Source organism: Polyangium jinanense, from assembly GCF_028435365.1.
The window spans coordinates 1-25184 of sequence record NZ_JAGTJJ010000103.1 but is presented as its reverse complement, the minus strand read 5'-3'; the positions used below and the strand labels follow the sequence as shown (position 1 = coordinate 25184).

General features: G+C 65.2%; 28 protein-coding genes. 6 read left to right on the top strand and 22 right to left on the bottom strand.

The genetic code is table 11. The features are described 5' to 3' along the window. The first annotated feature begins 192 nt into the window (after positions 1 to 192). Positions 193 to 1557 carry a CNNM domain-containing protein gene (locus KEG57_RS53085; protein ID WP_308215675.1) on the top strand — a complete coding sequence of 455 codons (1365 nt, stop codon included), beginning with the start codon at positions 193 to 195 and terminating at the stop codon, positions 1555 to 1557. On the opposite strand, the gene KEG57_RS53080 is transcribed toward KEG57_RS53085, so the two are convergent. The 3 genes from KEG57_RS53080 to KEG57_RS56015 form a co-directional block, all read right to left on the bottom strand. Next, positions 1523 to 2344 carry a hypothetical protein gene (locus KEG57_RS53080; protein ID WP_272460015.1) on the bottom strand — a complete coding sequence of 274 codons (822 nt, stop codon included), beginning with the start codon at positions 2342 to 2344 and terminating at the stop codon, positions 1523 to 1525. The two genes, KEG57_RS53085 and KEG57_RS53080, sit on opposite strands and share 35 nt — an antisense overlap. A 166-nt stretch (positions 2345 to 2510) precedes the next feature. Then, positions 2511 to 2873 carry an RCC1 domain-containing protein gene (locus KEG57_RS53075; protein ID WP_272428355.1) on the bottom strand — a complete coding sequence of 121 codons (363 nt, stop codon included), beginning with the start codon at positions 2871 to 2873 and terminating at the stop codon, positions 2511 to 2513. Positions 2874 to 2909: 36 nt separating this feature from the next. After that, positions 2910 to 3314, bottom strand: coding sequence for an RCC1 domain-containing protein (locus KEG57_RS56015; protein WP_272428354.1), 405 nt, complete (start codon positions 3312 to 3314; stop codon positions 2910 to 2912). A 403-nt stretch (positions 3315 to 3717) separates the two neighbouring features. On the opposite strand from KEG57_RS56015, the gene KEG57_RS53065 reads away from it, so the two are divergent. Further along, complete coding sequence (locus KEG57_RS53065; protein WP_272428353.1) at positions 3718 to 4176, top strand: DUF1772 domain-containing protein; 459 nt, start codon at positions 3718 to 3720, stop codon at positions 4174 to 4176. 33 nt (positions 4177 to 4209) lie between these two features. Here KEG57_RS53065 and KEG57_RS53060 read toward each other — a convergent pair whose 3' ends face one another. From KEG57_RS53060 to KEG57_RS52980, 17 genes are all read right to left on the bottom strand, one after another. Next, positions 4210 to 4962: an SDR family oxidoreductase gene (locus tag KEG57_RS53060; RefSeq protein ID WP_443689973.1), complete on the bottom strand. Its 753-nt coding sequence runs from the start codon at positions 4960 to 4962 to the stop codon at positions 4210 to 4212. Positions 4963 to 5034: 72 nt separating this feature from the next. After that, the gene (locus KEG57_RS53055; RefSeq protein WP_272428352.1) at positions 5035 to 6624 is read right to left on the bottom strand and encodes a phytoene desaturase family protein; all 1590 of its coding nucleotides are present in this window, start codon (positions 6622 to 6624) and stop codon (positions 5035 to 5037) included. Then, positions 6617 to 7081 carry a hypothetical protein gene (locus KEG57_RS53050; protein ID WP_272428351.1) on the bottom strand — a complete coding sequence of 155 codons (465 nt, stop codon included), beginning with the start codon at positions 7079 to 7081 and terminating at the stop codon, positions 6617 to 6619. Before KEG57_RS53050 ends, KEG57_RS53055 begins: the two co-directional genes overlap by 8 nt. A gap of 124 nt (positions 7082 to 7205) precedes the next feature. Further along, a complete protein-coding gene (locus tag KEG57_RS53045) occupies positions 7206 to 7466 on the bottom strand; it encodes an acyl carrier protein (RefSeq protein WP_272428350.1) in 261 nt (86 codons plus the stop codon). A 45-nt stretch (positions 7467 to 7511) separates the two neighbouring features. Beyond that, the gene (locus tag KEG57_RS53040; protein WP_272428349.1) at positions 7512 to 8759 is read right to left on the bottom strand and encodes a beta-ketoacyl-[acyl-carrier-protein] synthase family protein; all 1248 of its coding nucleotides are present in this window, start codon (positions 8757 to 8759) and stop codon (positions 7512 to 7514) included. Then, positions 8756 to 10054 carry a beta-ketoacyl-[acyl-carrier-protein] synthase family protein gene (locus KEG57_RS53035; protein WP_272428348.1) on the bottom strand — a complete coding sequence of 433 codons (1299 nt, stop codon included), beginning with the start codon at positions 10052 to 10054 and terminating at the stop codon, positions 8756 to 8758. Before KEG57_RS53035 ends, KEG57_RS53040 begins: the two co-directional genes overlap by 4 nt. Positions 10055 to 10259: 205 nt before the next feature. Beyond that, the gene (locus KEG57_RS53030) at positions 10260 to 11045 is read right to left on the bottom strand and encodes an SDR family oxidoreductase (RefSeq protein ID WP_272428347.1); all 786 of its coding nucleotides are present in this window, start codon (positions 11043 to 11045) and stop codon (positions 10260 to 10262) included. Between the two features lie 19 nt (positions 11046 to 11064). After that, the gene (locus tag KEG57_RS53025; RefSeq protein ID WP_272428346.1) at positions 11065 to 11511 is read right to left on the bottom strand and encodes a hypothetical protein; all 447 of its coding nucleotides are present in this window, start codon (positions 11509 to 11511) and stop codon (positions 11065 to 11067) included. Between the two features lie 64 nt (positions 11512 to 11575). Next, on the bottom strand, positions 11576 to 12271 hold the full coding sequence (locus tag KEG57_RS53020; protein ID WP_272428345.1) for an SDR family oxidoreductase: 696 nt from the start codon (positions 12269 to 12271) through the stop codon (positions 11576 to 11578). Positions 12272 to 12288: 17 nt separating this feature from the next. Continuing rightward, positions 12289 to 12891, bottom strand: a complete 603-nt coding sequence (locus KEG57_RS53015) for an antibiotic biosynthesis monooxygenase family protein (protein ID WP_272460014.1) — start codon at positions 12889 to 12891, stop codon at positions 12289 to 12291. Between the two features lie 8 nt (positions 12892 to 12899). Further along, positions 12900 to 13529 (bottom strand): antibiotic biosynthesis monooxygenase family protein, encoded by a 630-nt coding sequence (locus KEG57_RS53010; RefSeq protein ID WP_272428343.1) that lies wholly within the window; start codon positions 13527 to 13529, stop codon positions 12900 to 12902. Between the two features lie 42 nt (positions 13530 to 13571). Next, a complete protein-coding gene (locus KEG57_RS53005) occupies positions 13572 to 14177 on the bottom strand; it encodes an antibiotic biosynthesis monooxygenase family protein (RefSeq protein ID WP_272428342.1) in 606 nt (201 codons plus the stop codon). Further along, positions 14174 to 14824 (bottom strand): antibiotic biosynthesis monooxygenase family protein, encoded by a 651-nt coding sequence (locus KEG57_RS53000; RefSeq protein ID WP_272460013.1) that lies wholly within the window; start codon positions 14822 to 14824, stop codon positions 14174 to 14176. Before KEG57_RS53000 ends, KEG57_RS53005 begins: the two co-directional genes overlap by 4 nt. A 34-nt stretch (positions 14825 to 14858) precedes the next feature. Beyond that, positions 14859 to 15785 carry an aromatase/cyclase gene (locus KEG57_RS52995; RefSeq protein ID WP_272460012.1) on the bottom strand — a complete coding sequence of 309 codons (927 nt, stop codon included), beginning with the start codon at positions 15783 to 15785 and terminating at the stop codon, positions 14859 to 14861. Between the two features lie 72 nt (positions 15786 to 15857). Beyond that, complete coding sequence (locus KEG57_RS52990; RefSeq protein WP_272428339.1) at positions 15858 to 16037, bottom strand: hypothetical protein; 180 nt, start codon at positions 16035 to 16037, stop codon at positions 15858 to 15860. 732 nt (positions 16038 to 16769) lie between these two features. After that, a complete protein-coding gene (locus KEG57_RS52985; RefSeq protein ID WP_272460011.1) occupies positions 16770 to 17465 on the bottom strand; it encodes a hypothetical protein in 696 nt (231 codons plus the stop codon). A 57-nt stretch (positions 17466 to 17522) separates the two neighbouring features. Beyond that, positions 17523 to 17912: a hypothetical protein gene (locus tag KEG57_RS52980; protein WP_272460010.1), complete on the bottom strand. Its 390-nt coding sequence runs from the start codon at positions 17910 to 17912 to the stop codon at positions 17523 to 17525. A gap of 570 nt (positions 17913 to 18482) precedes the next feature. Between KEG57_RS52980 and KEG57_RS52975 the strand changes: the two genes are divergently transcribed. Further along, on the top strand, positions 18483 to 19391 hold the full coding sequence (locus KEG57_RS52975; RefSeq protein WP_272460009.1) for a trypsin-like serine protease: 909 nt from the start codon (positions 18483 to 18485) through the stop codon (positions 19389 to 19391). Positions 19392 to 19726: 335 nt separating this feature from the next. Here the strand turns inward: KEG57_RS52975 and KEG57_RS52970 are convergent, their stop codons facing one another. Then, positions 19727 to 20629 (bottom strand): hypothetical protein, encoded by a 903-nt coding sequence (locus tag KEG57_RS52970; protein WP_272460008.1) that lies wholly within the window; start codon positions 20627 to 20629, stop codon positions 19727 to 19729. Positions 20630 to 20863: 234 nt separating this feature from the next. On the opposite strand from KEG57_RS52970, the gene KEG57_RS52965 reads away from it, so the two are divergent. Further along, complete coding sequence (locus KEG57_RS52965) at positions 20864 to 21472, top strand: hypothetical protein (RefSeq protein WP_272428334.1); 609 nt, start codon at positions 20864 to 20866, stop codon at positions 21470 to 21472. A 74-nt stretch (positions 21473 to 21546) separates the two neighbouring features. Then, positions 21547 to 22329 (top strand): alpha/beta hydrolase, encoded by a 783-nt coding sequence (locus KEG57_RS52960; RefSeq protein ID WP_272460007.1) that lies wholly within the window; start codon positions 21547 to 21549, stop codon positions 22327 to 22329. 308 nt (positions 22330 to 22637) lie between these two features. Here the strand turns inward: KEG57_RS52960 and KEG57_RS52955 are convergent, their stop codons facing one another. Continuing rightward, entirely contained in the window at positions 22638 to 23849 is a 1212-nt protein-coding gene (locus KEG57_RS52955; RefSeq protein ID WP_272428332.1) for an ATP-grasp domain-containing protein, read from the bottom strand. A 79-nt stretch (positions 23850 to 23928) separates the two neighbouring features. Here KEG57_RS52955 and KEG57_RS52950 point away from each other — a divergent pair, with 79 nt between their 5' ends. Next, positions 23929 to 25053, top strand: a complete 1125-nt coding sequence (locus KEG57_RS52950) for an endonuclease/exonuclease/phosphatase family protein (protein WP_272428331.1) — start codon at positions 23929 to 23931, stop codon at positions 25051 to 25053. Positions 25054 to 25184: the final 131 nt, after the last annotated feature.

Sequence of the window (25184 nt, the reverse complement as noted above, 5' to 3'; positions counted from 1 at the left end):
CCCGGGTCCAGCGCTTGCGCTGGTCCAGGTCCAGGGGCGGATAGCCCCGGTGGGGTCTGGGGCAAAGCCCCAGCGCAGCGCCTCCCAAGATGAGACCAATGCTCAGGGCCGTGCCTGGTCCGGGTGCAGGGGCGGATAGCCCCTGCTCGGGTCCGGGGTGAAACCCCGGCGCTGCGCACCCTCCGCGCTCCCGTGCGGGCATCGAGCGCCGAGGTGTGGGATGGATCGGCTCCCTCGAAGGAGGCAGCCATCGTCACCGAGCTCCTCGTCATTCTCGCGCTCGTGCTGGTGAACGGCATCCTCGCCGGGGCCGAGATCGCCGTCGTGGCCTTGCGAGGCTCCCGGCTCGATCAGCTCGTCGCCGAGAAGAGCACGCGCGCCCGCGCTGTAAAAGCTCTTCGTGATGATCCCGAGCGGTTCCTCGCCACTGTGCAGATTGGCATCACCGTCATCGGCGCGCTCGCGGGCGCGTTCGGCGGCGCGACGTTCGCGGAGGATCTCGCGCCTCTCTTTCGGCGCGTCCCGATTCTGGCGGACCACGCGGACGCAATCGCGCTTGGCCTCGTGGTCGCGTTGATCTCGTACCTCTCGCTCGTCCTCGGCGAGCTCGTGCCGAAGTCGCTCGCGCTGCGATACGCGGAGACGTATGCGCTGTTCATCGGGCGTCCGCTGCTCGGGCTCGCGTGGCTCGCGCGCCCGCTCGTTTGGTTCTTGACCGCGAGCTCGAACGTCGTGCTTCGGTTGTTCGGGGACAAGACCACCTTCACCGAGGCGCGGCTCTCGCCGGACGAGTTGCAGCAGCTCGTCGGAGAAGCCGCCAAGGCCGGCTCCCTCGACCCGAGCGCGGGCGAGATCGCGGCACGCGCGCTCGATTTGCCGGAGCTGTCCGCCGTGCAGGTCATGGTCCCGCGCACGCGCGTGGTGAGCCTGCCGCACGATGCGACGCTCGAGGATGTGCGCCGTGTCGTCGCCGCGCACGGACACACGCGGATGCCGGTGTACGAGGGGGACCTCGATCACGTCATCGGGTACGTGAACGTGAAAGACGTCTTCATCCGGGCGACCGGGGACGTTTCGTTTCGCGTGAAGGAGGTCCTGCGACCTCCCTCCTTCGTCGGCGAGAGCATGCGCGCGGTCTCCTTGCTCGACGCCATGAAAAACCGCCGCACGCAGATTGCCATCGTGGTGGACGAGCTTGGCGCGACGAGCGGCATCGTCACGCTGGAAGACCTCGTCGAGGAGCTCGTGGGCGACGTTTTCAGCGAACACGAAGCGCCTGCGCCGGAGCTCGTGCGGCGCGAGCCCGACGGGACGTTCCTCGTCCTGGGGAGCGCGCCCGTGCACGACGTGAATCGCGAGCTCGGGCTCGATTTGCCCGTCGGCGACGGCTATTCGACGATCGCGGGGCTCGTCCTGGACCTGGCTCGCAGCATTCCAGCAGCCGGGACACAGCTCACGGCACCGGACGGGACGATGATCGAGGTCGTCGAGGCCACGCCCAGGCACGTGAAAAAGGTGCGGATCAAGCCGCCCGCGCCCCCTCACGAGGATCGCTGACGGAACTCCGGCGCCTCCCGGCGAGGGACGCCACGACATGGCGCAGCCGGCGCGAGAGCTTGGCGGACGCGAACCGAAGCGCGGCGCGCATCACGCCGCCGAGCGAGAGCGGCACGAGCATCAGCAGACCATGACCGTCCACGAAGCCGGGATTCTGCCGGACATAAAAATGGGCTGCATCGCCCGCGTGGCCCAGCCAGTACGACCGATCGGCGGCGGTATCGCGCGTCCGCCAGCCGACGTGGCGCACGAAGGGTCTTGCCTCGTCGACCGCTCGAAGCCCGAACGAGCGCGCGAGCTCGATCATGAGATCGTGCACGTCCGCCGGGGTTTCCTCCGTATCGCTCGGCCAAACCCGGTCGGCATACCGGGCGGTCTGCGAATAACACGAAGGGTGCACCGGCGAAGCGAACAGGTACAGACGCCGATCCGGGTTTTTCACGAGGTACCGCAGGAGCCGGTCGATCGCGAAGCGCGCATTGACGTTGCAGCCGCGGAACTCGCTGACCATGCCGAGCTCGCCACGCATGACGGAGAGTTTCTCGCCGCCCATCACCTTCTCGAAGATGTGCAAGGCGAAGTACCCGACGGCCCGTCCCGACGCGTCCTCGTAGACCTGGATATGGGTATGCTCCGCCCTGGAGTCGATCACGTACGCGACGAACGCCTCACGCTCGACGTCGAAGATGCGTGTATGCAGCTCGTAGAGCCTCTCGATGAACGCCTCTTTGGCACGAGGATCGAGCTGGTTGGGATCGACGACGATGGACGTGGCAATGCGCGGCATGACGCGTCTCCTCTCGGAGGGGGCCGCCTCGTCGAGCGAGCAACGCACATGCCAGGGCCGGCAGCGCCTTCCATTGCGGTTTCCGCGTCGAATCGGTGGGCTCGTGACCGGCTCCGATGGAGGCTCGAGCCTCCAGCCTTGGAGGCGCAAGCCTACATCCGGAAGCCTACCGCAACACCTCCGCCCGGACGGCCCGATACGACATCGCCAGGCGCCCGGTGCCGAGCTGCCCGCCTTTGTCGTGCCCCCAGCACCACAGATGCTCGTCGTCCATCTCCGTGGCCTTCGGCCTCGGCGCTTGCTGGGCGAAATCCTGATCTTCGTCGAAGCGATGATCATGGAAACAGGTGACGTGGCGGTCCGGGCCCTGGAACACGCACATCGAATCGGCAGAGGCCTCGATGGCGACCGCGCCCGAAATGCTCGGCACCTTTTTTTCCCGGTTGCAACGGCTGACCTTGTTGAAGAACCCGCAACGCACGTCGCCGCCCTCGAGGAGCCCGCATACGGTGATTTGGCCGAGATCCATGCCCACGAGCCGGTCCGGAAAGCTCGGCTCCTGCGGCTACGGTCCGGGGTCGTGGACGCCGCCCCAGCAGGAAACGTCGCCGCCGGCGAGGACACACGTCTCGTCCGGCCCGCCCTGGATGTCCGTCGCGCCTTTGAAGAGCCCGATGTCCACGGGCGTTTCCCGATGGAGGGGGTTGCCGTCGCCGAGTTGGCCCTCTCGATTGTGGCCCCAGCAAAACACGTCGCCGTCCGATTCGCAGGTATGGTGGTCCGAGAGCGCGAGATCGACGGCGTCGCTCACGCCCACGACGGGCACGACGTTGCCCACGAGCGGCGTGTCCGGATCGATGCCGGTTTCCCCGTAATAGGCATGTCCCCAGCAGGCCACGCGTCCGCTCGCGTCGATCGCGCAAATGCGACCGGCCCCCGCCTGGACCCGCCGCGCGGGCGGGGTTGACACGATTCCAGATCCTTGCCGCTCTCGAGGGGGCCACGCACGTACACGCCCGCGACGGCGAGCGGCTGGAAGTTATCGACATACGTCGCGGACCCATACGCGTCAGGAAAAGCTCAAGGGTAGCACGGTGTTTTCCTGAACGACCCTGGACGAGCGACCGGTTTGATTGCCTCAGGCGCTTCAGGAAATGCGTTCTCGACAATCGAGCCATCACACAGACGCCGAGGGCTGAGCTTGCGCGGCAGCGAAGAAGGTTGCGAAATATCACAATAAAGTCCTCTTGTCGTGCTACCCTCCCGGGGGGGCTGCGATGATATGAGGCGCATCTGATGCGCCCGATGTTTTGCCAGGACAACAGGTACCCGAGCGTCATGGCATTTGAAATGAAAAAGAGGAGGATTGCAAGATGGCACGAGCAGTAGAGGTCGCGTCGGTCATATGCACAGCCGTTTTCGCTGGCGGCAGCCTGCTGGTCTCGACCACCGTCGTTCCCAGCTTCAGCGCCATGGACCCTGCCGAGTTCCTGGATTGGTTCAAAACGTATGGCCCCCGTATGGGTATGACGCTGTTCCCCTTCGATGTAGGAGGCGTGGTGTTCTGTGGATGGAGTTTCCTGTCTGCCTTGAAGGCGGGGCAGAATCAGCTGCCATGGGCGCTGGCCAGCGCTTGCATGGCCGGTACGCTCGTCTTGCTGCCTCTCTACTTCGGGCGGGCGAATGCGGCGTTCATCGAGAAGACGATCGATGTCGGCCAGGTCCACGCCGAGATCGCGTCGTGGTCAAGCTGGCAATGGGTCCGAACGGGCCTCAGTGTAGCTGCTGTGGTAGCTGCAGGTTGGGGTGTGCTCGACCGGCCATCGAAGTAGGGACTTCGGACGGCACCGGCGCACGGCTCGCTGCTAACGCATCACGGCTCCGCCGTTGACGTGAATGACTTGCCCCGTGATCCAGCGAGCATCGTCCGATGCAATGAACGCCACGACCCCTACGATGTCGGACACCTCGCCGACCCGCCCGAGGGGGATCCCCTCGGGTATGCGCGCGCGCGCCTCCGCAGGCAGACCGGCGCGCAGGGCGTCGGTGTCGATGGCCCCGGGCGCGATCGCATTCACGGTGATCTGCCGGGGGGCGAACTCGAGTGCATGTACCCGGGTGAACGCCTCGATGGCGGCCTTTGCGCCGGCATAGACCGACGTCCCTGGAGCGGGCACGATGGATAGGCTCGAAGAAATGTTGATCACTCGGCCACCGGAGCCCAGCCGCGAGGCCGCCTCTCGGGTCGCGAAGAACGCGGCGCGCATGTTCAATGCCATGATCCCATCGAACATGTCCTCGTCGACCGCGTGGAGCGGCGCCATCATATAGTTGGCCGCATTGTTGACGAGGATATCGAGCCGGCCACAGGCAGCGTCGACGGTGTCGAACAGACGCTTCCGCCCCCCTGCCGTGGAGACGTCTGCCTGAACGATGTATGCTCTGCGTCCCAGCGACTCTACCGCTGCCTTGACCTGCTCCGCGGCCTCCACGTTCGTGTGATAGTTGATCACCACGTCGGCGCCGTCGCCGGCCAGCCTTCGCGCGATCCCAGCCCCGATCCCCCGGGCGCCACCGGTCACCAACGCTACTTTTCCAGCGAGTCTCTGCTGTATCATTGATGTACCTTGTCCTTCTCGTTCTCTTTCTCGATGGCTTGTAGGTGTGTGTTTCTGCTGCGCGGCCCGAGACTAGGAGCCGGTGAAAATCGCCTCGGTGCTCATGCCCAGGTCTCGCATGAGGACCATGGCCGCCGCCCTCCCGCTCCCGGCGGTGAGCCCTCCCCCTGGATGTGTGCTCGCCCCCGTCATATAGAGTCGAGACACGGGTGTTCGATGGTGGCCGTAACCTGGCATCGGCCGCATACCCATGCTCTGGAAGATGTAGTTTCCGATATGATTGGCTTCGCCCTCGATGAAGGACGTGTTCCACCGCTCGAACCCGAGCGGCGTCATCACGGAGCGCGCGATGATGCTCTCATCGGCCATGTTCGACGTGCGTCTGCGAAGGTGAGCGATGAGCTCGTCGGCGAAGCTCTCTCCGATATGGTCCCACTGGCTTGCTCCTTGCGCGAGGTGGTAGGGCGCGTAATGAAGGAGATAACCGACGTGCTTTCCTGGAGGCGCGCGCGTCGGGTCGAACAGGCTCGGCGTGATCATGAGCGGGCCGTCGGACCTCAGGTGACCGTAGGAGAAGGCGTCGAAGTGCTGCCTGAACTCTGCCATGGTATCGGCGGCGAACTCGACGCAACACGCCCGGTCCACGTCCGCCCCCGCCTTGTAACGAGGGGCCTCGTTCAGCGCGAGAGATTGAAGAAAAGTCTGAAAGCTGCTGACCTTGAGCCTGCCCGCCTTCACCGAGAGCTCATCCGGCAGATTGTCCGAAGCGAGCATCCGCTGGAAGAGCTGCTTCACGTTCACGGCTGAGACGACGGCCTTGCGCGCTCCAAGCCTGGCCCCCGAATCCAAGACGACGCCTCTTGCTTCCCCGCCGATGACCTCGATGCGCGACACGCCGGCGCTCGTATGGATGGTCGCTCCGTGATCCACGAGGCATTGCTGGAGCGATTGCGTGAGGGCGCCGCTCCCGCCCACGGGAATGCCAATACCGAAGCGGTGGATGAAGGGCACCATCATGTACAGGAGCATCCCTGTGCCCACGTCTTGGGGAGCGGCGATGACTTCGGTTGTAAATCGTGCCATCGCGATCTTGACGGGATCATTCACGAACCAGTCGTCGAGGAGCTGGAGGCTGCTCATCATGAGCGCGCGCATCACATCCTGGCCCCTCGCTGTCGCCCCGAGCGCAGAGAAGAGCTCTCCCGTGCTCGGACCGGGGCTGTACATGGTCGGGAGCAGGAGCTCGAGCCCCGCCGCGGCCCACTGGTAAAACTTCAGGTAGGCATCCGCGTCGCGCGGCGAGAAGCGCTCTTCGATCATCGCGCACGTGCGCTCCACGTCGCGATGGCAAACGTAGGCGCGATCGTCAGGAAAAACGACGGCGTAAGGTGCGTCGGGGTAGGTATACTTCAGCCCGTAACGGGACTTGAGCCCCAGCTCGTCATTGCGTAAGAGCGGGTTCGCTTGTATGAAAATATGGCATATCGCTGCCAGATCGCTCTTGTAGCCGTCGCCGCAGACCTCTTGCGTCACGCACCCGCCCCCGAGCCAGGCATTTTTTTCGACGATACATACGTCGAGCCCGGCCTTCGCCAGGTAGGCGCCCATGACAAGCCCATTGTGTCCGCCGCCGATGATGACGACGTCATGTGTATCACGCATACCGTTCGTCTCTGGGCCGCTCGGACAAGCGCTCGCCGTCCACGCGAGTCGTCATGGCCTTTTGAATTCCTTCATGGAGAGCCGCCTCGAACTCGGCGCGCGTGGCGAGCGGGCGCAAGATACCACCCCGCCCGAGCTTCAGGAGCGACGCTCCCGCCGCCACGAGCTTCGAGCGCACCAGCACTGTCACGCCGCCGAACCGACGGTGATTGTCGACGATCAGGTGGGTCATCTCGACGCGATATTTCCGATCGAATTCGCCGAGATGTTCCGCGTCGATGAAGATCATGGGGCACGAGCATGTGGCGAGCATCCTCTCGAACTGCGAGATGATCGGTTCGACGAACGATTCTTCGCCATAGCCTTCAACCCGCATGACGAGGACGCCCGGCGCGGGGAATCGCAGCCAAACTCGGCCGCGATCACTGGCCAGCACGAGATTCTCCGAGTTGCTCATGGCGGTCATCTCTGACCCCTCTTTCTGGATGCATGGATGCGTCCTCCGACGAAGGCTCACGCGCGACGGCGGAGGAGTGCATCGCTGTTGTTTCTTGCTTTTACCCGGCGTCGCTCCACCCGCGCTAACCCGCCTTGGCCAGCGGGACGGGGAGCGTGGATGACGACAGGAGGTCATAGATATCGCCTACCGTCTTCAGCTCGCGCTCGACGCCGCGATGGAAGGTCCTCTTGAACCGCTTCTCGAGCAGGACGACGACATCCACCATCTCCGCCGAGTCCATCCCGAGCTCGCCTTGCAGCTCCGTCTCTCGCGTGAAGCCGGCGGTGTTCACGCCGAGCATGTCAGAGAGGATCTCTTTTACTAGGTTCTCGTGATTATCCATTAAAACAACCCTTCCTTCCTGTTGCCGCATACCTGTACGATCGGATCAGCACGCTTGCTCTGGAGCAGCGATGACCACCGCTGCGTTCGTCCCGCCTGAACCCCGGCCAGCGATGAGCACGTAATCCATCGCCTCCGCCTTCCTCGGCGTCGTGACGACGTCGAGACGGCAATCGGACGCGAGGGTCGTCAGGCTGGCCGTGGGTGGAATCACGCGATGCTGCAAGGACAGTGCAGAGAGCGCGACATCCACGGCGCCGGCTGCGCCGTAGAGGTGCCCGAACATCGATTTCGGGGCGGTCACCGGCACGGACGCGGCGCGCTCGCCGAAGACCTTGTGAATTGCCTGCGCCTCCTGGTAGTCGCCTTCTTTTGTCGCCATACCGTCGGCCATCACGAAGGAGACCGCCTCGGGCGCGACCGCCGCGTCGCGCAGCGCCTCGCGCATGGCCACCGAGAGTCCGCGCTCCTCTGCCGGCAATGGCGCGGGGTGGCACGCGTCGCTCGTCATGGCGAAGCCGTGCAGTTCGGCGTAGATTTTCGCATTTCGGCGCAACGCATGCTCGCGCTCTTCGAGCAGCAAGAACGCGGAGCCCTCGCCGAGGACCAATCCCTCATGTTTCTCATCGAATGGCAGGTAAGATTCACCTGCGCCACGGCGCCTTTTCGCGAGCACACCGTCGGTCGAGCACGCCGAGAAGATGAGCGGCGTGATGGGCGCCTCGGTCCCTCCGGCGAGGATCAGATCGCTCTTTCCCTGTGCGATGTTGCGCGCGGCGTAGCCAATGCTGGCGAGGCCGCTCGCGCGGTCGCAGACGATCGTCTTGCTGTGTCCGCGCAGTTCCAGCAGAATCGAGATCTGGCCCTGCGGAGCTGCAGGGAACCAAGCGGTCGCCTGGAAGGCGCTCAGCTCGCGCGGACCCTGATTGTGGAGCTTCCTGAGCTCACGGTCCGTGAAGGCCCACCCGCCGAAGCAGTTCCCGACGTACACCCCGAAGGCGAGCTTATCTACCCTCGCCAGGTCGAGCTCCGCGTCCTTGAGCGCCAGCTGGGAGGCCGCGATGGCATATTGGGTGAACGGATCCAGCTTGCGCGAAAGCCGCACGTTCATGAAGTCGAGCGGATCGAAGCCCCGCAGCTCTCCCGCCACGTCCGAGGAGAATCCCTCGGTATCGAACCTGGTGATGCCGGAGAGCGCGACTCTCGACTCATTCACGCTCGTCCACACGGCGTCCTTGCCGATGCCGTTGGGAGCGATGATTCCAATACCTGTGATAACGACTCGCCTGCTCATTGTGAATCTCCAGCGTAGTCAGGGCTGGTGAAGATCAACGCGCTGTGTATCCCGGAGAAGCCACTCGCGTCTTTCACGACGACCTTCACGTCCCTTTGAATGGCCTCATTGGGGACGTAGAACAGATCGCACGTCGGATCTTCGACCTCGTAGTTGATCGTGGGAAAGAGCATCCCCGTGTGGATGCTCAGCACCGAAGCGACGGCCTCGAGCGCGTTTGCTGCGGCCAGCGGGTGGCCCACCATGCCCTTCAGGGAATTCACCGCGAGCTTGTAGGCATGGTCCCCGAATACAATCTTGAGAGCGGCGGTCTCGTTCGTATCGTTTTGCCGCGTCGAGCTTCCGTGACCGCAGACGTAGTCGACCTCCTGCGGCGTGATGCGCGCGTCTGCGAGGGCCAGCCGCAGCGCGCGAGCGAGATCCTTGCCGTCGGGAGGGAGATCGGTCATGTGAAATGCATTGTTGCAAGAACCGAAGCCGCGGAGCTCCGCGTAAATGCGGGCGTTCCGCCGGAGCGCGTGCTCTCGCTCCTCGAGAATCAGGATGCCTGCGCCCTCCCCCAGGACGAATCCATCACGCGTCCCGTCGAAGGGCCTCGAAGCCCGGGAGGGCGTATCGTTGCGCTTGCTGGACAGGGCGCCGACGACGTCGAACGCTCCCATGGCGACCGGGGTGATCGGCGCCTCCGAGGCGCCGCAGATCATCAGGTCGACGTCGCCATCCCTGATCGCGTCGAGAGCGGCGCCGATCGCGTCCAGGCCGCCCGTGCAACCGGTGCTCATCGTGAAACAATTGCCGCGCATCCCGTAGAGCGATGCCACCTCCGAGGAGGCGGCGTTGAAGGTCGAATTCTGGTAAAGGCATGAATTGACCAGTTCCGGGCGCAGCTCTGCCCGACCGCGCTCCGTGACAGCCAGGAACTCTTGCTCCATGTACGCCGTGCCGCAGATCGCGTTGCCGATGCAAACCCCACATTTTTCGGGGACGAGCGCGGCGACGTCAATGCCGGCGTCCTTGATCGCCATGATGGAGGCCGCGACGGCGAACTGCGCATAACGATCGAGGCGCCGTGCCTGATCTTCGCGGAGCCCGCATGCCATTGGATCGAAATCGCGGACCTGCCCAGCGATCTTTGATTTGAAGCCTTCCGTCGGGAAGGTGTCGATCGCGTAGATACCCGAGCGGCCTGCGAGCGCGTTCTCCCAGAATCGCTGCACTCCGATGCCGTTGGGCGCAATGATTCCAAGCCCAGTCACGACCACTCGCCGCGCTGCTGCGTAGCTTTTTGTCTTCATCCTTGATGTCTCCGTGTCACGCCTCGTGATTGTGGTCGTGACGTTCGAAAATGCAATGGCTGTCGTCGTATTTGTTTTGAAATGATTCGTGTGTGAAGTGAATGGAGCTTGGGTGCTATTTCAAAACAGATAAATTGAAAGTCCTGCGCCGCGGAGCGATGGGTCAATTGCCGCGCACGGCGCAGGACCGGTCGATCATAAAACGCTAGTAGTTGCCGAGCCCCCCACAGATGTTGATGGCCTGCGCCGTGATCCCTCTCGCCCGATCGGAAGCCAGGTAGGCGACCATATCTGCGACCTCCTCAGGTTCGATATAACGCCCGATCGGCACTCGTTGCTCGATTCGCCGCTTGGCCTCGTCGGTGCTGACGCCCCAGATCCCGGCGTACCCGCTCCGCGCCTTCGCGGCGAGGTCCGTCTCGACGAAGCCGGGGCATACCGCGTTCACGGTGATTCCCTTCGGTGCGAGCTCGAGCCCGAGCGACTTCGTGAAGCCGATGATGCCATGTTTCGACGCGCTGTAGGCCGCCGCGTACACGACACCCTGCTTACCCCCGGTCGACGAGATGCTGAGGATCGTCTTGAGAGTATCAGGCGGGTTATGGTTGAGCACCGCCTTGGTCGTGTAAAAAACGCTGTCGAGGTTCGTCTCGATGATCTCTCGCCATAGCTCATCGCTCGTCGAGGCCGTCGGACCGCCTCCTCCCCGCCCAGCGTTGTTGACGAGCAGAGAAATCCCGTTCCAGCGCTCGATTGCGTTGCGTACCGCCGTGACGATGGCTTCCGGCGACCTCACATCGCACACGTGAATGGAGGCAGATCCACCGGCGCGTCGGACTTCCTCTGCCGTCGCCGCGAGCTGCTCCTCCGACCGAGCGACGAGGGCGAGCTCATAGCCTTCCTCCGCCAGCCGAAGAGCGACGGCCTTGCCAATTCCACGGCCTGCGCCGGTGATACATGCTGTCTTCTTGATTTTCTTCTCGTTGTTCATCGGTTTTCCTCGGAAGCCGTTATGTTCTGGCCGGCCTGAACCTCCCTGAGAGCCTGAAGCCGTCCCGTATCATGCGCGAGAGAAGGAAGACATTCGTCGCGCCTGCCGCGAGCTCGATGATCTGAATGACGACGAACGTCACGCCGAAGGAGCCGGCGCTGGCGAGGCGATAAAGCACCAGTGCCGAAGGAACCAGGATCAAGAGGCCGTTCGCAGCAATGAACTTCATCCGCCTTCGTTTTGCATCGATCAGCCTCCCCTTCCGATTGGCGCTCAGCGAGTTTCCCGTGCCTCCAGCGATAGCCATTGCAGGAATGAGCACGCCGAGGCCAAACAGGATGAACCGCTTGACCGCCACGATGAGGCTGTGGTTCCCCGTCAGCTCTGCGACCAAGGTCGAGGTCATGAATGACGCCACCGTCGTGATTGCAACCCCACCGGCGACGGCGTGAACTGTACGTTTCATTTGTTGAATTTAGCACGGGTTGATGTGTTGATCCAATGCCGACGGTCCGTCGCGTACGCTTCCTTCAAGCGGGTTTACGGCCGATCACGAGCAGATCGACGAGCGCGGCAGGAGATAGAGACAGGACGAACTCGATGGCCCGGCGTATGTCTGCAGTCGTTATCATCTGTTCCGGCCGGAGGCCTGAACCAACCGCCATATCTGTGTCGACAGCGTCCGGACATAGCGTCGTGACCTTGATGCCTCTGGGCAACAGCTCCCGCGCCAGGGACCGGCTGTAGCCGACCAGCGCGTGCTTGCTGGTCGCATAACCGCCGACGGCCGCGAACGGCTCCACGCCGGTGATGGATGCGATGTTGAAGACGTGGGCCGAGCCCGCCGCGGCCAGCGCGTCCAGACAGGCGATACACACATTGTGGACCGCCTTGACGTTGGTCGTCAGCAAAGCCTCGAGGTCGCCGACGCTGATGCTGCTGGTGCCAAAGCGGAATATGCCGGCCGAGTTGACCAGGACGTCCAGACGCCCGTATCGCCGGAGCTCCACCTGAAGGGCGGCGCGCGCCGCGTCGAAATCGCACAGATCGACGGCGACGACGCTCGCCGCGACCCCGAGCTCCCGGCGCAGCGCTTCCGCGTTTTCAGCCAGCTTCGCCGCGTCGCGGGCCACGAGGATGAGATCGAACCCGCGTTCGGCGAACCAGCGCCCGATGTCTCGTCCGATTCCGCGGCTCGCGCCGGTCACGAGCGCCACCTTGGACATGTTGGCTCCTTTGCTTCTCACTGGAACTCGAGGCTGTGCGTTCGTGCGCATAGCGACGGGTGAAGCCGATATTGCATCGATCTTTCCCGGTGGCGGTCGTACGCCTTGTCGCCCAGCGACTGCTTGAAGTCCCCAGCGCTGCGCCACTGCGATACGTTGAACAGCCCGTACTTGGTCGACGGGGCGGCGGAACGAAACAGCCGGGCATTCAAGAAGCCGGCATGGGCTGTCATGTGGTTCTTGGCTTTGTCCCACATATTCAGTACGTCCGGGATCTGGTCCTCGTTGATCTCGAATGGGTTGATCAGCCACACATGGCCGGGCAGCGTGGGGGTCAGCTCGGACAACGTGATCCTCACGCGGCACTTCGTGCCTTCGACAGCAAATGCCGCGTCGTCGCTCGAGGACCCCTCGCGCAGCGCCGCTTCGCCGACGTCATCGCTGTCGAATCCATAAACGGAGAGGAGCGCGTAATCCACGTCGCGGATCGGCTCGATGACTTGAAACAGCTCGGCCGTCCGCAGGTTACGCGGCGCCCGCAGGGCGAGCGCGCGCTCCTGCCAGCGAGCGGCATAGCTGGGCGCGGCGGCGGCGGCGACGACGTCGATCCAGTAGATCATACCTGACCTCAGCGCTCCCGTGCCGTATGCAGTGCGATACGGCGATTCAGATACAACGAGAAGTCGGCCTTGAACGGCTCGACGACCTTCGTGAAGCGATTGCTGCGGACCGCGTCGAAGAACGCCTCACTGCTCTTCCACTCGGCGATGTTCATGAACTTGACCTCGCCAGCGAGGTTCCGGCTCCGGAACAGGCTGGAATTCACGTACCCGGGGAGCCGGCTCATATGGCGCGCGGCCTCGGCCCACATGGCGGCATAAGCCGCCATGCGGTCCTCGGGCAGGTATACGACGTCGACCAGAACCATATTGTCGGAGGGCGGGTTGAAGAGGTACTGGGAGCCATCGACCAGATCCATCTTGAACCCTGTGAACTTGGTGCCCGCCGCGCTCAAGACGGCGACCAGCGCCTGATCTCGCCTGACAGCCGAGCGGGCGCGCTCCCAGTCCTCGTCCGAGCGCCACCGGCAGATGCTCGCCATCTCGCAGCTCGCGCGTGGCGTGATCGTCTGGAAGCTCTCGAGGAGCTGCCCCCCCTGGAAGCCTGGTTGTTCGGACAGGAACGTGCATACGGCGTTCCATGCGCTCGTCGACGCCGAGCGATTGGATGTTTGAAGGAGATCGATGACCGTGACCATGACAGAACCCTTTCGCGGCAGGCGGGCGTCGGCCCGAGCGGATCACCCGGTTTTCGTGATTTCCTCGGCGACTCGCGAGAAGCAAATCTGGAACATCCCTTCGAATGGGGCGACGAGCTGCCTGTAGTCCTTGCCCTCGAGTTGCCTCGAAAATGCGTCCTCGTCTTCCCATTCGGCGCGGCTCACGAAGTAGTAGGTATCGTTCTCCGGGTGATAGCTCTCGAAGAGCTCCGCGGAGATGAACCCGTCGCGCTTGGCCATCAGATCCCTCGTCGCGCCCCACATCCGCGCGATCTCCGCGGCCTTGGGCTGCAGGATGCGATAGGCATTGGTGATGACGAGGTGCGACGCCCGAGCCGGTTGCTCGACGAACTCGCTGCGCTCGACGAGCCCGTAGAGGGCCACCCCGCGATTCGCCGCCAAGGGCAGCCTCTGGCCCGACGCCTGGGCCTCGTAATAGGCATTGATGTCGTTCCATCGGACGATGCTGACCAGGTCGTATCCGAAGGCATTGATGCGTTTGTAGACGACGTGGAGACGGGCGTTCAAGAACCCTCGGCGCGCGACCAGCTCGCGAGCTGCCGCGGTCCAGGAGCGCTGAAGGCCCGCGACGTCGTCTGTCTCCACGATATCGATTCGCGCGATCATCTGGACATCACCTGGGCCTCGAGGACCGGACGTTGTCCCTGTGAGCTTCCGACGCGGGCGAGCATGATCTGGCTTTTCGGCTTGAAGCCGCCGCTGATGATGCCTTTGAAGGCGGGGCGCGCGAACGCAGCCTCGAACGCCGGGACGCTGGTCCAGCGCGCGACATTGATGAACCAGCCGGCGCGATCGCCGGACACAGCCTCGAACAGGCGGCTCCAGACAAACCCGGATTGGGTCTCCATGAAGCCCGCCGCGCGCTTGAACTGATCGAGGAACCGTTCTCGATCCTGCGGCGCGAGCGCGCACAACGTGATGAGCAGGATGCCGGTCGGGCGCGCCGTCGAGTCGACCGCGACCTCCTCACGATGCTGGCCGCGAGCGCGAAACGCGCCGCGCGTGGCGAGCCTGAGCGAAGGATACGGCGAGGGGGTGTCGACATACCCATTCTCGAGCTGCCGCTCCGGGCCCGTCGAGACCATCATGAGATCGTAGGGGGACCTCCGATAACCATCGCGATCGAGATTGTCTTGCTCGATGGCGACGGAGAGGCGCGCGCGCCCGCGCCCCCGACGCTGGAACGGCGCGCTCGCCATGGCGCTTTGAAACTCCTCTGAGGACATCGCGTAGAAGTCGAACTGGGTGAGCATGCTGTGCATCCTTTTCTGGTCTGCCGAGAGGGGGTCATGCTCGCGTCGTCGCCGCGAGCTTGCCTTGGATCGCCTTCATGGTGCCGAGGCTGTTGCGGTTGATGGCGGCCTCGACCTGCCGCTTGGCCGCGTCGATATCCTTGTCGGCCCAGTACAACGGGTTCAGCACGACCTCGTGCCAGGACACGACCTCGACGCCCTCGGGCGACTCTACGACGGTCCAGCGACCGCGATGCTCCCGGAGGGCCGGGGGCGGCTCTGGCTGGAAATACTCGATTCGATCCTTCGATAGAACGCGGATGCTGCGGATGCGCTCCTCGCGCTCGCCGACGCGTACTACCATGACGAACTCCTGAAACGACCCATCGTTGTAGAGCATATCGACGCCGTCGCAATGCTCCAGGAGCCAGGGCCAGCTCGCGGCGTCGCCCAGGAGCCGCATGATCAGCCCAGGGGGCTGCTTGATGACCAGAGCCTCCTGGAACTCGTGGCGCCATTTCTCACGTTCCACGCGCGCACCAATGGCGGCGAGCTCCTTCATGCTATTGGTCTCCACGGTCTTCATCATGAACCGAGCTGCCTCCTCGTGCGTATTCACCCCCTCGACGACGCCGCTGACATCCTCGGCGATCTCGAAATCGTGGGTGAGCGTGACCCTGCAGCCGGTCGCGGTTTTCTCGAAGCTCCACATGCCGTGCATGGAGCGCACGAGCGGCGACGGCTTGCTCTGCGCGAAGGAGATCAGGCGGTGCTGGCGATCGATGCTGCGCACCGATTCCCAGGAGAAGACGCCGTTGTTCGCGCGGGCGGTGAGGGCGATCTTCTGGCGGGTGTCGGTCTCTTCGAGGACCTTCGCGCACAGGCAGGGCGGAAAGATTTCAGGCCAACGACTTACATCGAGGCCAATGCGGAAGGCCAGCTCAGGGGGGCACGCCATGTCGATCGAATGCTTCGTCTTCATATCAATATCTGTTCGATATGCGCTCGGAGAGCGCCTGGTTTCGGAGGAATCGTCATGCCCGGCCGTGCCGGGTCAGCGCTTGTGCGGGTGAGCGGCGCGAGGGCTCCCGCTCGGCTGAGGCGAGCGCCCCGTGGCGCGCTGCATCTCCACCGTGACGGCCTCGATCAGCTCGGTGATGAGGGAGAGAAGGATGGCCACCTCGTACCCCTGCGACTGCAGGTTGCGGACGAGCGATTTGGCCAGTATTCTCATGGCGCGTTCGCTGGTCTCGTGGTGCGATGGCGTCCTTGCGAGCGCGAGCGGTTCCGCTCCTTGGAGAGGAAGGGTCGTATTCATTGGGTCTCGCCTGTTGGTGGATCGGCGTATGGCGCCGGCAGAGGCCGGAGCGTCGTCCACACGCATCCGCAACCCCTGTGCCAGGCGTGCCCGCGAGGAGCGGCAGCGCATGTTTACTGCCTTTTACGAGGGCGCCGATGCGTGCCCAGGAGCGGCCTCGAGCGCACCACCTCACGGCTGCTTGCGTGATTGCGCAAGGCACCGGCGCCCGATGATCGCCGGGCAAGCAGGTCCATGCTCCCCCCGCTCGGGCGGCTCGGTCCTGACCCGAGGGCCGAGCTCGCCCCCGAGGCGGACGCGGAAGCGGAGGCAAAATGCGGAGGCAAAGTGGAGGCAAAAGCGGAGAGGGCTTCCTCAGGCGCCTGCGTTGCCTTGCCGCAATCCCGCGGAGGCAGACTCGGGCGCATGAGCCGCGCTCTGCGAAGACGCAACCCGTCCCCTCAGCCGCCCGCGTGGCCTCCCGCATCCCCGCGGAAAGCTCCTCAACCGGGTGAGGCGTACGCCGGCCTCCTCGCGGAGGCCTACGCAGCCGTCTGAGTACGCCTCCGCGGCATCACGAACGGGCACTCGGACGCCTGACGAGGCCTCCGCGTCATCGCCGGCAAGCCAGTCGGACGTCGGACGTCCGATCCGCACATCGGCCGCCCGTCACGGCGCAGCCGGCTCCTCGGCCGCCTCCTCGGGCGTCGCCTCCTCGGCGCTCCGGGCCGGCTTGCGCCAGGGAAGCGTGAACAGCGCGGTCTTCTCCCGATCCTTGAGGATGCTGTGAATCATGCCGAGCTGCGCCTCCCGGGCCTGCGAGAGCTCGGATTTGTAGAGCGTCAATGCCATCCGCCCGCTCTGAAGCGCCACGCGCGTCAGATCCTCGGCCTTGTCGGCGCTGCGGAACTCGGCGAGCTCCTTTTCGAGCCTCCCGAGGAACGCCACGCGGATCGGATCGTTTTCGGGCAGCACCCGCAGGTTGGAGACGGCCTCGTTCGCGCGGTCCGTGAAATTGCTCGTGCCCAGGCGGCGCAAGGTGGAGGGCGCGTCGGGCAGGAGCTTGGCGACGTCGTAGCTCTTGGCCGACATCGTGCGGCGCAACTCGGTATACACATCGACGACGTCGAGCTTTTCGATGTCCTCCATCGCCCGCGCCCGGACCTGATCATCCTCGGCGCTTTGCAGCGCCGTACGGCGCGCATCGATCTGCAAGACGATCGCATTCGCCTCGGCGCCGACGTCCGCGAGCTGCGGATGACGCGTCGCGAGAGCCGCGCACATCGCCCCGCGGCGCAAGAAGTCGGCCCGGTAGATGTCGACGGGAGTTTCCTGTATATACGTCTGGTAGGTATTCTTCGCCATGGCTGTAAGCGAGCACGCTACCGAGGGACCGTCGCAGGTGTCAAGGGGGCGATCGAGCTACGCGTTGGGGTCGACGATGATGGTGGTCGTGTTGTCGATGTCCCCGTCGCCATCGAAGTCGATCATGATCTCGTGCTCTCCGGGGGGCAGGGGATGCAAGAGCGTGGCGAAGCCGAGGGCCACGAATTGTCCCGATAGCAGGGCCGGATCCGTTTCACCGAGGATGTTGTCCGCGGGCAAGACATACTCCACGGGTCCCGTCTCGATCGCACGCAATGACACGGTCTCCCCGTCGACGGTGACCACCGGCGTTCCGAATCCAAGCTGGGCAGCCATCTCCTCGGCACACGCCCGCAGCTCCTCTTCCGTCGCTTCGGGGTCGCCTAGTTCGGTCGCGCTGCACTCGACCGTAACCCCGAGGACGAATATCTTCGTGCCGGGCTTCACCGTGCACGTGATCTCTTGAGTTCCCAGGGACGCGAATGGCGCGGTTACGCCCCCAAGGTCGAGGCAGGGATCGCCCCCTGCGAGTGGGTTCTCGGGGGTCGGCGTCTCGAGCACCGTGCGCCACAGAGCTCCGAGCAGAGCTTCGAGCGTTTTGTCCGGGAGGGCAGAGGCCGAGGGTGTCGCGACGCCAAGTGCAACCACGGCGGCCAGCAGGCCACGACAAAGAATTGACGTGGCGACCCATTTGGATGACGCGACGCCCGCAACGGCGGCGCGAAAGCATGACAAGCGCATGACTCCCCCCTTTGCACGCAGCAAAGCACTGCAGCGGGCCGGATCATGGACTTCGAATGGGGAAAGTCAAACCAGAGATACGATGGGGCCGGACGTGCGGAGCGGACCCGCGCCCCGCGAACCCGGCCCCGAAAAAAAATCGTTCACATCTGCCGAGGCGCGCAACTGTCCTCTCGAAGGTCGCGGAGAGCGGCGCATGTGGCGCCTCGCTCCGCCGAACGACGACCCCGATGGAGGACGATCCCCATGCACACGCACCATGCCAAGAGCCGCACCATGAAGACCCTTTCGATGCTTGCCACCCTCGCCGGCGCCTTCGCCATTTCGGGCTGCGTCGCGGAGAGCATCGATGAGAGCGACGCGCTCGACGAGCGGGTCGACGTCGCCGAGCAGGAGATCGTGAATGGTAGCCCCGGATTCGCCAAGAAAGCTTCTTTCTCGGTGGTGTTCGATCAGGGCCCCGGCACGCAGGAGAGTGGCTGCTCCGCCGTCGCGCTGACCACGAAATGGCTGCTCACGGCCGCGCATTGCGTGTACGATGCGAACGGGAAGCTGTACGCGAACGCCTTTGCCCCGTTCGCAGGCTCCATCGATCGGATCGTCCCGCATCCGGCTTTTGCGCCTTACGCCGCCTCGACGAGCGCGCCGCCCCTCGGTGTTCCCGACGTGGCCCTGCTCCGGCTCGTGGTGCCCCTCAACCTGTACAGCGACGACTGCTCGTATGCGCCGAACGATTGCTGGAAGTCGCCGGCGGGTGTCCCGATCCCGGTCAACGCGACGAGCTCCGGGTACGCCGTCACGAGCTATTACCCCACGTTCGCCATCGCGCCCTCGAGCATCGTCTGCGATGGATCCGGCGGCGGCGCGAGCGGATTCACGCCGAGCCATGGCGTGTTCCCTACGGCCGACACCTACTTCGAGGGCGGGTATTACCAGGCGATCCTCCCGAACGCGGCCGGCCAGACCATGACGAGCGGTGACTCGGGTGGACCGTGTTACTTCAACACGGGCGCGCGGAACGCGAGCACCCTGCTCGCCCTCACCAGCTCGATCACCACGGTCGGCGGTCAGACCGTGAGGACGAACGCCGTCATCACGGGATACGTGGCGAGCTTCATCGACTCCGTCATCCCGCAGAACGACCGGGTCCTCGTGGTCCCGAACGATCCGGGCGCCGGGTTGTAGGCGCCAAGCCGCCGCGCCGGGGCGCTGCCCCGGACCCCGCGGGGGCTGTTCGCCCCTCGACCCGAACCAGGGCAAGCCCTGGACCTCAGGGGGAAGAACTGCGCGATGCGCAGTTCTTCCCACAGAGACAGCGTTGCCAATCGAAATGCAGCGCGGCTGTCTTGGTTGGCAGACCCGCTCGCCGGTCTTGACCTGGCTTGTTCGATGAACTGCGCATTGCGCAGTTCATCGACCCCGAGTCCAGCGCTTGCGCAGGCCCCGGGTCCAGGGGCGGACAGCCCCGGTGGGGCCTGGGGCAAAGCCCCAGCGAGGCTGTTCCCAGATAAAACCTGCGATCAATTGCCTTTGCAGACGTCGGCGCAGGTGTCCGTCGCATCGATACACGCCGAGGACGCGCAGTCCGAGTCGGTGAAGCAGGGCGCGCCGGCGGCGCCGAGCGGCGCGCACATGGCGCCTTTGCACGTCGTGCCAGACGCGCAGTCGTCGTCCGACGTGCATGGACCGCCCGCCTGCTCACGCGCCTGACACGTGCCGTCGTCGGCGCAGCGAAGCTCCGCCTCGCAGTCGCTGCTCCCCTTGCACGACCCGCCCATGGCGAGCCGCGGCGCGCATGTTCCCGGGTCGGGCGACGAGGGCTGGTCACACCGGAGCGCCTCTTCGCAGTCGAACGGCGACGTGCATGGCTCTCCGGCCACTGCCCTCGCTTTGCACGCCGACGAACTCTGCCCGCTCGAGTCGATGTTGCGCAGGCAGCGGTCCCGGACGCAGTCCCAGTTCGTGCCGCAGGCCTCGCCCTCGGGTGCGGAACCGTCCCACGCATCGGGGCAGGACGGCGTGGACTTCTCGTCCACCCCTAAAAGCGCGCCGAAGAATTCAATTCCGGCGCAGGGGGAGGCGTCGATCTCGGCGAGGCACGCCTCCGCCTTTTCCGGGACGAAGGTGCCGTTCACCTCTTCTCCTCCGCCGTTGAAGGCAACAAAAATCGCTTTGAGGTTCGAGGCGCACGCGTCGGCGGAGCTCGCGTCCAAGCCGCGCGCGGCTCGGGCCGCTGCGTCGCAGCACGCGAACGTGCGGTCGCAGACGGCCTTCACATACCTGGAGAGAAAATCGCTGCCTGTCGGATCCGGCCCTCCGCTGCTCCCCGGCGTCTTGTCCTCCTTGCATCCGGGCGCGGCCAACATCGCGACGGCGACGGCCGAAAGGAACGTCACGAGCATGACAGATCGATGTGTGCGCATACGAACCTCCTGGAGCCGATCTTATATGGAAACAAGCCTAGGATCATTCTCCCTGAAGCAGTGGACGGGGAGTCCACAACCGAAGCTGGAGTGAACTCCCCGTCCACAGCTACGTGTCGGTGGTGGCGTCGGAGGCAGCGGCGGAGGCGGTGCATCGGGGCTCTTCGGGCTGGCACGATGGCTGCTGGGGGCGCGTGCACGGTTCATCGAAACGTTTGCCGGAGAAGACATGGCATGCTCAGACAACGAGCCCTCGGGCGCGAAGTGCTCGTGACAATGCGGTTTCACGTTCTCGTCCTCGTGGTTTGCGCCGCGTTCGTCGGCTGCGGGCCTCCCCCGCCGCGCTTGGCCGCGGAGAACTGCCCGGTCGCCATGGTGAAGGGGCAGCCCTCGCAGATCACGCTCGTCTCGAGCGCCGAAGGGGTCTCGTTCGAGCCACCGAAGACCTGTAGGGGCTCGTATCCGGACGCCCCAGAGTATTACATCCGCGTGCACGGCCACGGGACGCGCCGGATCGATTACAGCATTCGCGACCCGAATGAATGCGACACCCACGACGCTGACCCCGTCGCGTGCCCGAAGGTGCACTTCATGGCGATCGGCATGTCGGTGCTCGGGGCGATGACAAAGACGCTCGGGGAGAGGAACGCCGATACCTTGGGGCTCGGGGCCTGCGCCGACTCGAACGCGCCGCTCGAACAGTGGAACATGTCGAGCCGCATCCACGACTTCCGCCACGCCAACGAGGCGCTCCGCATCATCGACGCCGAGCTCCGCCTCTGGGACATCGGGGACGACTGGGGGCTGTCGGTGAGCGGGATCCCATGCGCGGTGCTCTTGTAGGCGCGCGGTAGGACGTCGTCCTGTCGCATCATGTCGGCCACCTGCCGCGCTCGGACTGCTAACGTTGCACGTCGATGAGCACGAAGAACCGAAGGACGACAGTCATACTCCGCGCACTCTGCTGCTGCCTCGCGCTCGCGTCGCTCGCGTGTGCCTCGCGTCCGCGCGCGAGCCCCACACCGGCGCGCGCGGAGGGCACGCTCGCGGGTTATCACTACCTGACGTTCGTGACCGGCGGCGCGAGGTCGACCGATGCGCTGCCGCTGATCGTCGGGCTGCACTATTCCAGCGCGACGCCCGAGACCATCCGCGCCGATTTCGATCAGATCGACATTCCCGCGCGAATCGTCCTGCCTCGCGGCAAGTACCCGCGGCGCAGCGGCTATTCATGGTTCCCGTCGAGTTATGGCGAGCTCGCGGCGGACAAGCAGGCCAAGCTGACGTTCGAGGTCAAGGATGAGGTGCTCGCGTTTGTCGAGGCGGCGGCCCATCACGACCCGACCACCGGGAAGCCGGTCCTCGTCGGCACGTCGTACGGAGGCGATCTCAGTTACCTGATCGCGATCCATCACCCGGACCGGGTCGCCGCGGTATTCCCAATCGCAGCGCGGTTCCCGGCGGAATGGTTGCCCGCGACCAGCACCTGCCGGCCGAGTTGCCCGCTCGTCTACGCGATGCATGGCGAAAAGGACGCGGTCGTGCCGATCGACGGCGCTCGGCGCGCCGCCCAGCAGCTCACCGAGCTGGGCCATCGCGTCGAGCTACACGAGTACGCCGGCATCGCCCATGACTTCAGCGCTCAGATGAAGTCCGACTTCACAGCGCAACTCCGCGCCGTGCTCTCGGCCGCGCGCTGACCAGACAGCAGTCTGCAAAAAGCGCTGCCGCGAGGGACCACGGAGCGGGTTTCATGTGGAATGAAGCTGCGAATGCTGGCCGCCGGCGCGGATTGCGCAGTAGCAGCCGACCCCACGAGGGGTGGTGGCCCGGGCAGGGCGCGCGCGTGTTCGGGATACGCACGCACGTTGGCTGGACGTTCTATGCCACGACGCGCGCCGTTCAGAATACGGCGACGGCGCAGATCTGGCCCTGAGCTCGACTCCGTCATCCCGCAAAACGACCGGGCCCTCGTGATCCCGAACAACCCGGGCACCGGATACCAACGTTATTCGAGCTCGACCCGCAAAATCTCCACCGCCCGCTTCAGCGCCCGCGCCACGAGCTCCGTGTCCTCGTGCCGCAGCATCACGAATCCCACGCCGTCGTAGGCATTGCCTTGCTGCTGCCCCGGCGTGGGCAGGCGCGCCTCGACCACGAGCGAGCCGATCTCCGCGTTCGCCTCGGCGATCCCGTGCACCGCCTTCACCCGGCCCGTCCCCGCGCCGCGCAGGTATGCCGCGCCCACGGCGTATTTCCGCTCGGGCACCTCGAACGTGTCGTCCACCATGAGCTTCGCCCAGGCATGGTGGAAATCCACGTCGTGCGCGTGCGAGAGCAGCGTCATGAAATGCGCGCCGGGCGGGCGCGCGCCGATCTCCGAGACCGCCACGCTGCCGTCCGGCCGCTGGAACCATTCCATGTGCGTGAGGCCCGTCGTGAGCCCGAGCGCGCGGACCGCGTTTTCGCCCGTCTCCCGGATGAGCTGGTACGCCGGTACGTCCACGTGCCGCGGGGAGAGGACACACCATTGCATCCACGGGTTTTCCATCACCGTGAGCGGCGACGGCCAGTACTTCGAGATCGAATACCAGACCATGCGGCCGCCCACCGTCACCGCGTCGAGCGAATGTTCCTCGCCCCGCAAGAACTCCTCGAACAGGACGGGGTCCGCTTCCATCCGTGCGAGGTATGCATCGAGGTCGCCCTGCGTCTCCAGGCGGAACGTGTCGACCGAGCAAGCGCCGGCCGGAGGCTTCACGACGACCGGGAGGCCGACCTCGGCGATGAAGTCGAGGGCCTCTTCGCGGCGGTGGGCGAGGCGGTGGCGCGCGCAAGGGACGCCTTTGCTCTCGAAGATGGTCTTCATCACGGCCTTGTCGCGGAAGTTCCGCGCGACCTCGGGCGACATGCCCGGCAGGCCCAGGTCGGCGCGGACCTCGGCGAGCGGCTCCTGGAGCGGTTCGAGCGAGCCGATGAGGCGATCGATGGGCCCCATCTGCCCGGCGATCCCCTGGACGCCTTCGGCGATCTGGCGCGGATCGAAGGCGTTTTGCACCTGCCAGTGACCCGAGATGCGGTCCTTGATCGAAGGCGGGAGCTTGTCGGCGGGATCTTGGGCGAGGATGCCGAGGCGAACGCCGGGCACGTTCGCGGTCCCGGAGACGAACCTGAGAGCGCCCTCCGTGACGAACGGCAGGACGAAGACCACGTTGCGCATGGCCGGCAGACTACAGGCGAGAGGCCGGTCCGGAAATCCTTTTGACACCCCGATCGCGCAAGCATAACCGAGGGGGGCGATGACCCGCTCCGACGTGGTCCCTTCTCCCGGCTCTCGCGTGGCGCCCGACGGCTCGGTGACCTTCGCCTACCGCGACGAACGCGCGTCGAGCGTGCTCGTGGCCGGCGACTTCACCGGCTGGGGCAAGGACCCGATCCCGCTCGTGAAGCGCGAAGGCACGGATCTCTGGGTGCTGACGACGCGGCCGCTGCCCCGCGGCGTACACGCGTACAAGCTCGTCGTGGATGGTCTTTGGACCGCGGACCCGGCAAACCCGCTCGATGTCGACGACGGGCTCGGGGGCCGGAACTCGGCGTTCGTCGTGGGAGGGCGGAATCTCGGGGATCCCGGGGCGATCCGCGTGCTCTCGTTGAACCTGCACACCTACCAGGAGCGGGGGCTCAGGGAGGGCGTGGTGGTGAACGATTCGATCGCGAAGATCGAGCGGATCGCGTTCGGCGTGGCGACGATGGGGCTCGACGTGTTGCTCTTGCAGGAGGTCGGCGAGCACGTGTCGAACCCGGCCGAGCCGAACGCGGGGCGACTCTTGCAGGAGCACCTCGAGCGCTTCACGCGGCGGCGCTGGGAGCACGTGTGGAGAGAGGCTCACATCGGGTTCGACGTGTACCGCGAGGGGTTGTCGATCCTGTCGTCGGGGCCGATCGAGGACGTGACGGTCTTGCAGCTCAGCGAAGGCCCGCTCGCCCGCATCGCGCTGCTTGGTCGGACGACCGTGAAAGGGACGAAGATCCGGGTGGGGACGACGCACGTGTCGTGGGGATCGGACGGCGGGACGCAGGTCGCGCGGCTGCTCGCCGACGTCGCCCGGCTGCCAGCGGGGGATCACGTGGCGACGCTTTTTGCGGGGGATCTCAATGGTAGCCCCGAGGATCGGCAGGTCGCGTCGTTCGTGGAGCGAGGGTATACCGACATCGGAATGGCCACGCGGAACGTGTGGCCCACGTTCGGGGAGAAGACGCTGACGAGCCGGATCGATTATCAGATGCTGCGGGCCTCGGCGGGCCGGCGCGCGGCGCGAATCGAGGCGTTCGTCCGGGTGTTCGACGGCGAAGGGCCCGAGGACGGGCTGCATCCGCGGGTGAGTGATCACGCGGGGATTGTCGGCGCGTATCGCTGGGATTGAGGGATCTCATCGGGGAGGCGCTGCGCTGGGGCGTTGCCCCAGGCCCCACCAGGGGCTATCCGCCCCTGGACCCGGACCAGCGCAAGCGCTGGACCCGGGGTCGAAGAACTGCGCGATGCGCAGTTCATCGA

Excerpts from the sequence above, each read along its gene's own strand:
- KEG57_RS52965 (WP_272428334.1), top strand. The coding sequence starts at position 20,864 with ATGCTCAGACAACGAGCCCTCGGGCGCGAAGTGCTCGTGACAATGCGG.
- KEG57_RS53075 (WP_272428355.1), bottom strand. The coding sequence starts at position 2,873 with ATGGATCTCGGCCAAATCACCGTATGCGGGCTCCTCGAGGGCGGCGAC.
- KEG57_RS52960 (WP_272460007.1), top strand. The coding sequence starts at position 21,547 with ATGAGCACGAAGAACCGAAGGACGACAGTCATACTCCGCGCACTCTGC.
- KEG57_RS53020 (WP_272428345.1), bottom strand. The coding sequence starts at position 12,271 with ATGTCCAAGGTGGCGCTCGTGACCGGCGCGAGCCGCGGAATCGGACGA.
- KEG57_RS52975 (WP_272460009.1), top strand. The coding sequence starts at position 18,483 with ATGAAGACCCTTTCGATGCTTGCCACCCTCGCCGGCGCCTTCGCCATT.
- KEG57_RS53065 (WP_272428353.1), top strand. The coding sequence starts at position 3,718 with ATGGCACGAGCAGTAGAGGTCGCGTCGGTCATATGCACAGCCGTTTTC.
- KEG57_RS52995 (WP_272460012.1), bottom strand. The coding sequence starts at position 15,785 with ATGAAGACGAAGCATTCGATCGACATGGCGTGCCCCCCTGAGCTGGCC.
- KEG57_RS53045 (WP_272428350.1), bottom strand. The coding sequence starts at position 7,466 with ATGGATAATCACGAGAACCTAGTAAAAGAGATCCTCTCTGACATGCTC.
- KEG57_RS53015 (WP_272460014.1), bottom strand. The coding sequence starts at position 12,891 with ATGATCTACTGGATCGACGTCGTCGCCGCCGCCGCCGCGCCCAGCTAT.
- KEG57_RS52970 (WP_272460008.1), bottom strand. The coding sequence starts at position 20,629 with ATGCGCACACATCGATCTGTCATGCTCGTGACGTTCCTTTCGGCCGTC.
- KEG57_RS53040 (WP_272428349.1), bottom strand. The coding sequence starts at position 8,759 with ATGAGCAGGCGAGTCGTTATCACAGGTATTGGAATCATCGCTCCCAAC.
- KEG57_RS53055 (WP_272428352.1), bottom strand. The coding sequence starts at position 6,624 with ATGCGTGATACACATGACGTCGTCATCATCGGCGGCGGACACAATGGG.
- KEG57_RS53080 (WP_272460015.1), bottom strand. The coding sequence starts at position 2,344 with ATGCCGCGCATTGCCACGTCCATCGTCGTCGATCCCAACCAGCTCGAT.
- KEG57_RS53030 (WP_272428347.1), bottom strand. The coding sequence starts at position 11,045 with ATGAACAACGAGAAGAAAATCAAGAAGACAGCATGTATCACCGGCGCA.
- KEG57_RS53060 (WP_443689973.1), bottom strand. The coding sequence starts at position 4,962 with ATGATACAGCAGAGACTCGCTGGAAAAGTAGCGTTGGTGACCGGTGGC.
- KEG57_RS53050 (WP_272428351.1), bottom strand. The coding sequence starts at position 7,081 with ATGAGCAACTCGGAGAATCTCGTGCTGGCCAGTGATCGCGGCCGAGTT.
- KEG57_RS53035 (WP_272428348.1), bottom strand. The coding sequence starts at position 10,054 with ATGAAGACAAAAAGCTACGCAGCAGCGCGGCGAGTGGTCGTGACTGGG.
- KEG57_RS52985 (WP_272460011.1), bottom strand. The coding sequence starts at position 17,465 with ATGGCGAAGAATACCTACCAGACGTATATACAGGAAACTCCCGTCGAC.
- KEG57_RS53025 (WP_272428346.1), bottom strand. The coding sequence starts at position 11,511 with ATGAAACGTACAGTTCACGCCGTCGCCGGTGGGGTTGCAATCACGACG.
- KEG57_RS53000 (WP_272460013.1), bottom strand. The coding sequence starts at position 14,824 with ATGCTCACCCAGTTCGACTTCTACGCGATGTCCTCAGAGGAGTTTCAA.
- KEG57_RS53005 (WP_272428342.1), bottom strand. The coding sequence starts at position 14,177 with ATGATCGCGCGAATCGATATCGTGGAGACAGACGACGTCGCGGGCCTT.
- KEG57_RS52955 (WP_272428332.1), bottom strand. The coding sequence starts at position 23,849 with ATGCGCAACGTGGTCTTCGTCCTGCCGTTCGTCACGGAGGGCGCTCTC.
- KEG57_RS53010 (WP_272428343.1), bottom strand. The coding sequence starts at position 13,529 with ATGGTCACGGTCATCGATCTCCTTCAAACATCCAATCGCTCGGCGTCG.
- KEG57_RS52950 (WP_272428331.1), top strand. The coding sequence starts at position 23,929 with ATGACCCGCTCCGACGTGGTCCCTTCTCCCGGCTCTCGCGTGGCGCCC.
- KEG57_RS52990 (WP_272428339.1), bottom strand. The coding sequence starts at position 16,037 with ATGAGAATACTGGCCAAATCGCTCGTCCGCAACCTGCAGTCGCAGGGG.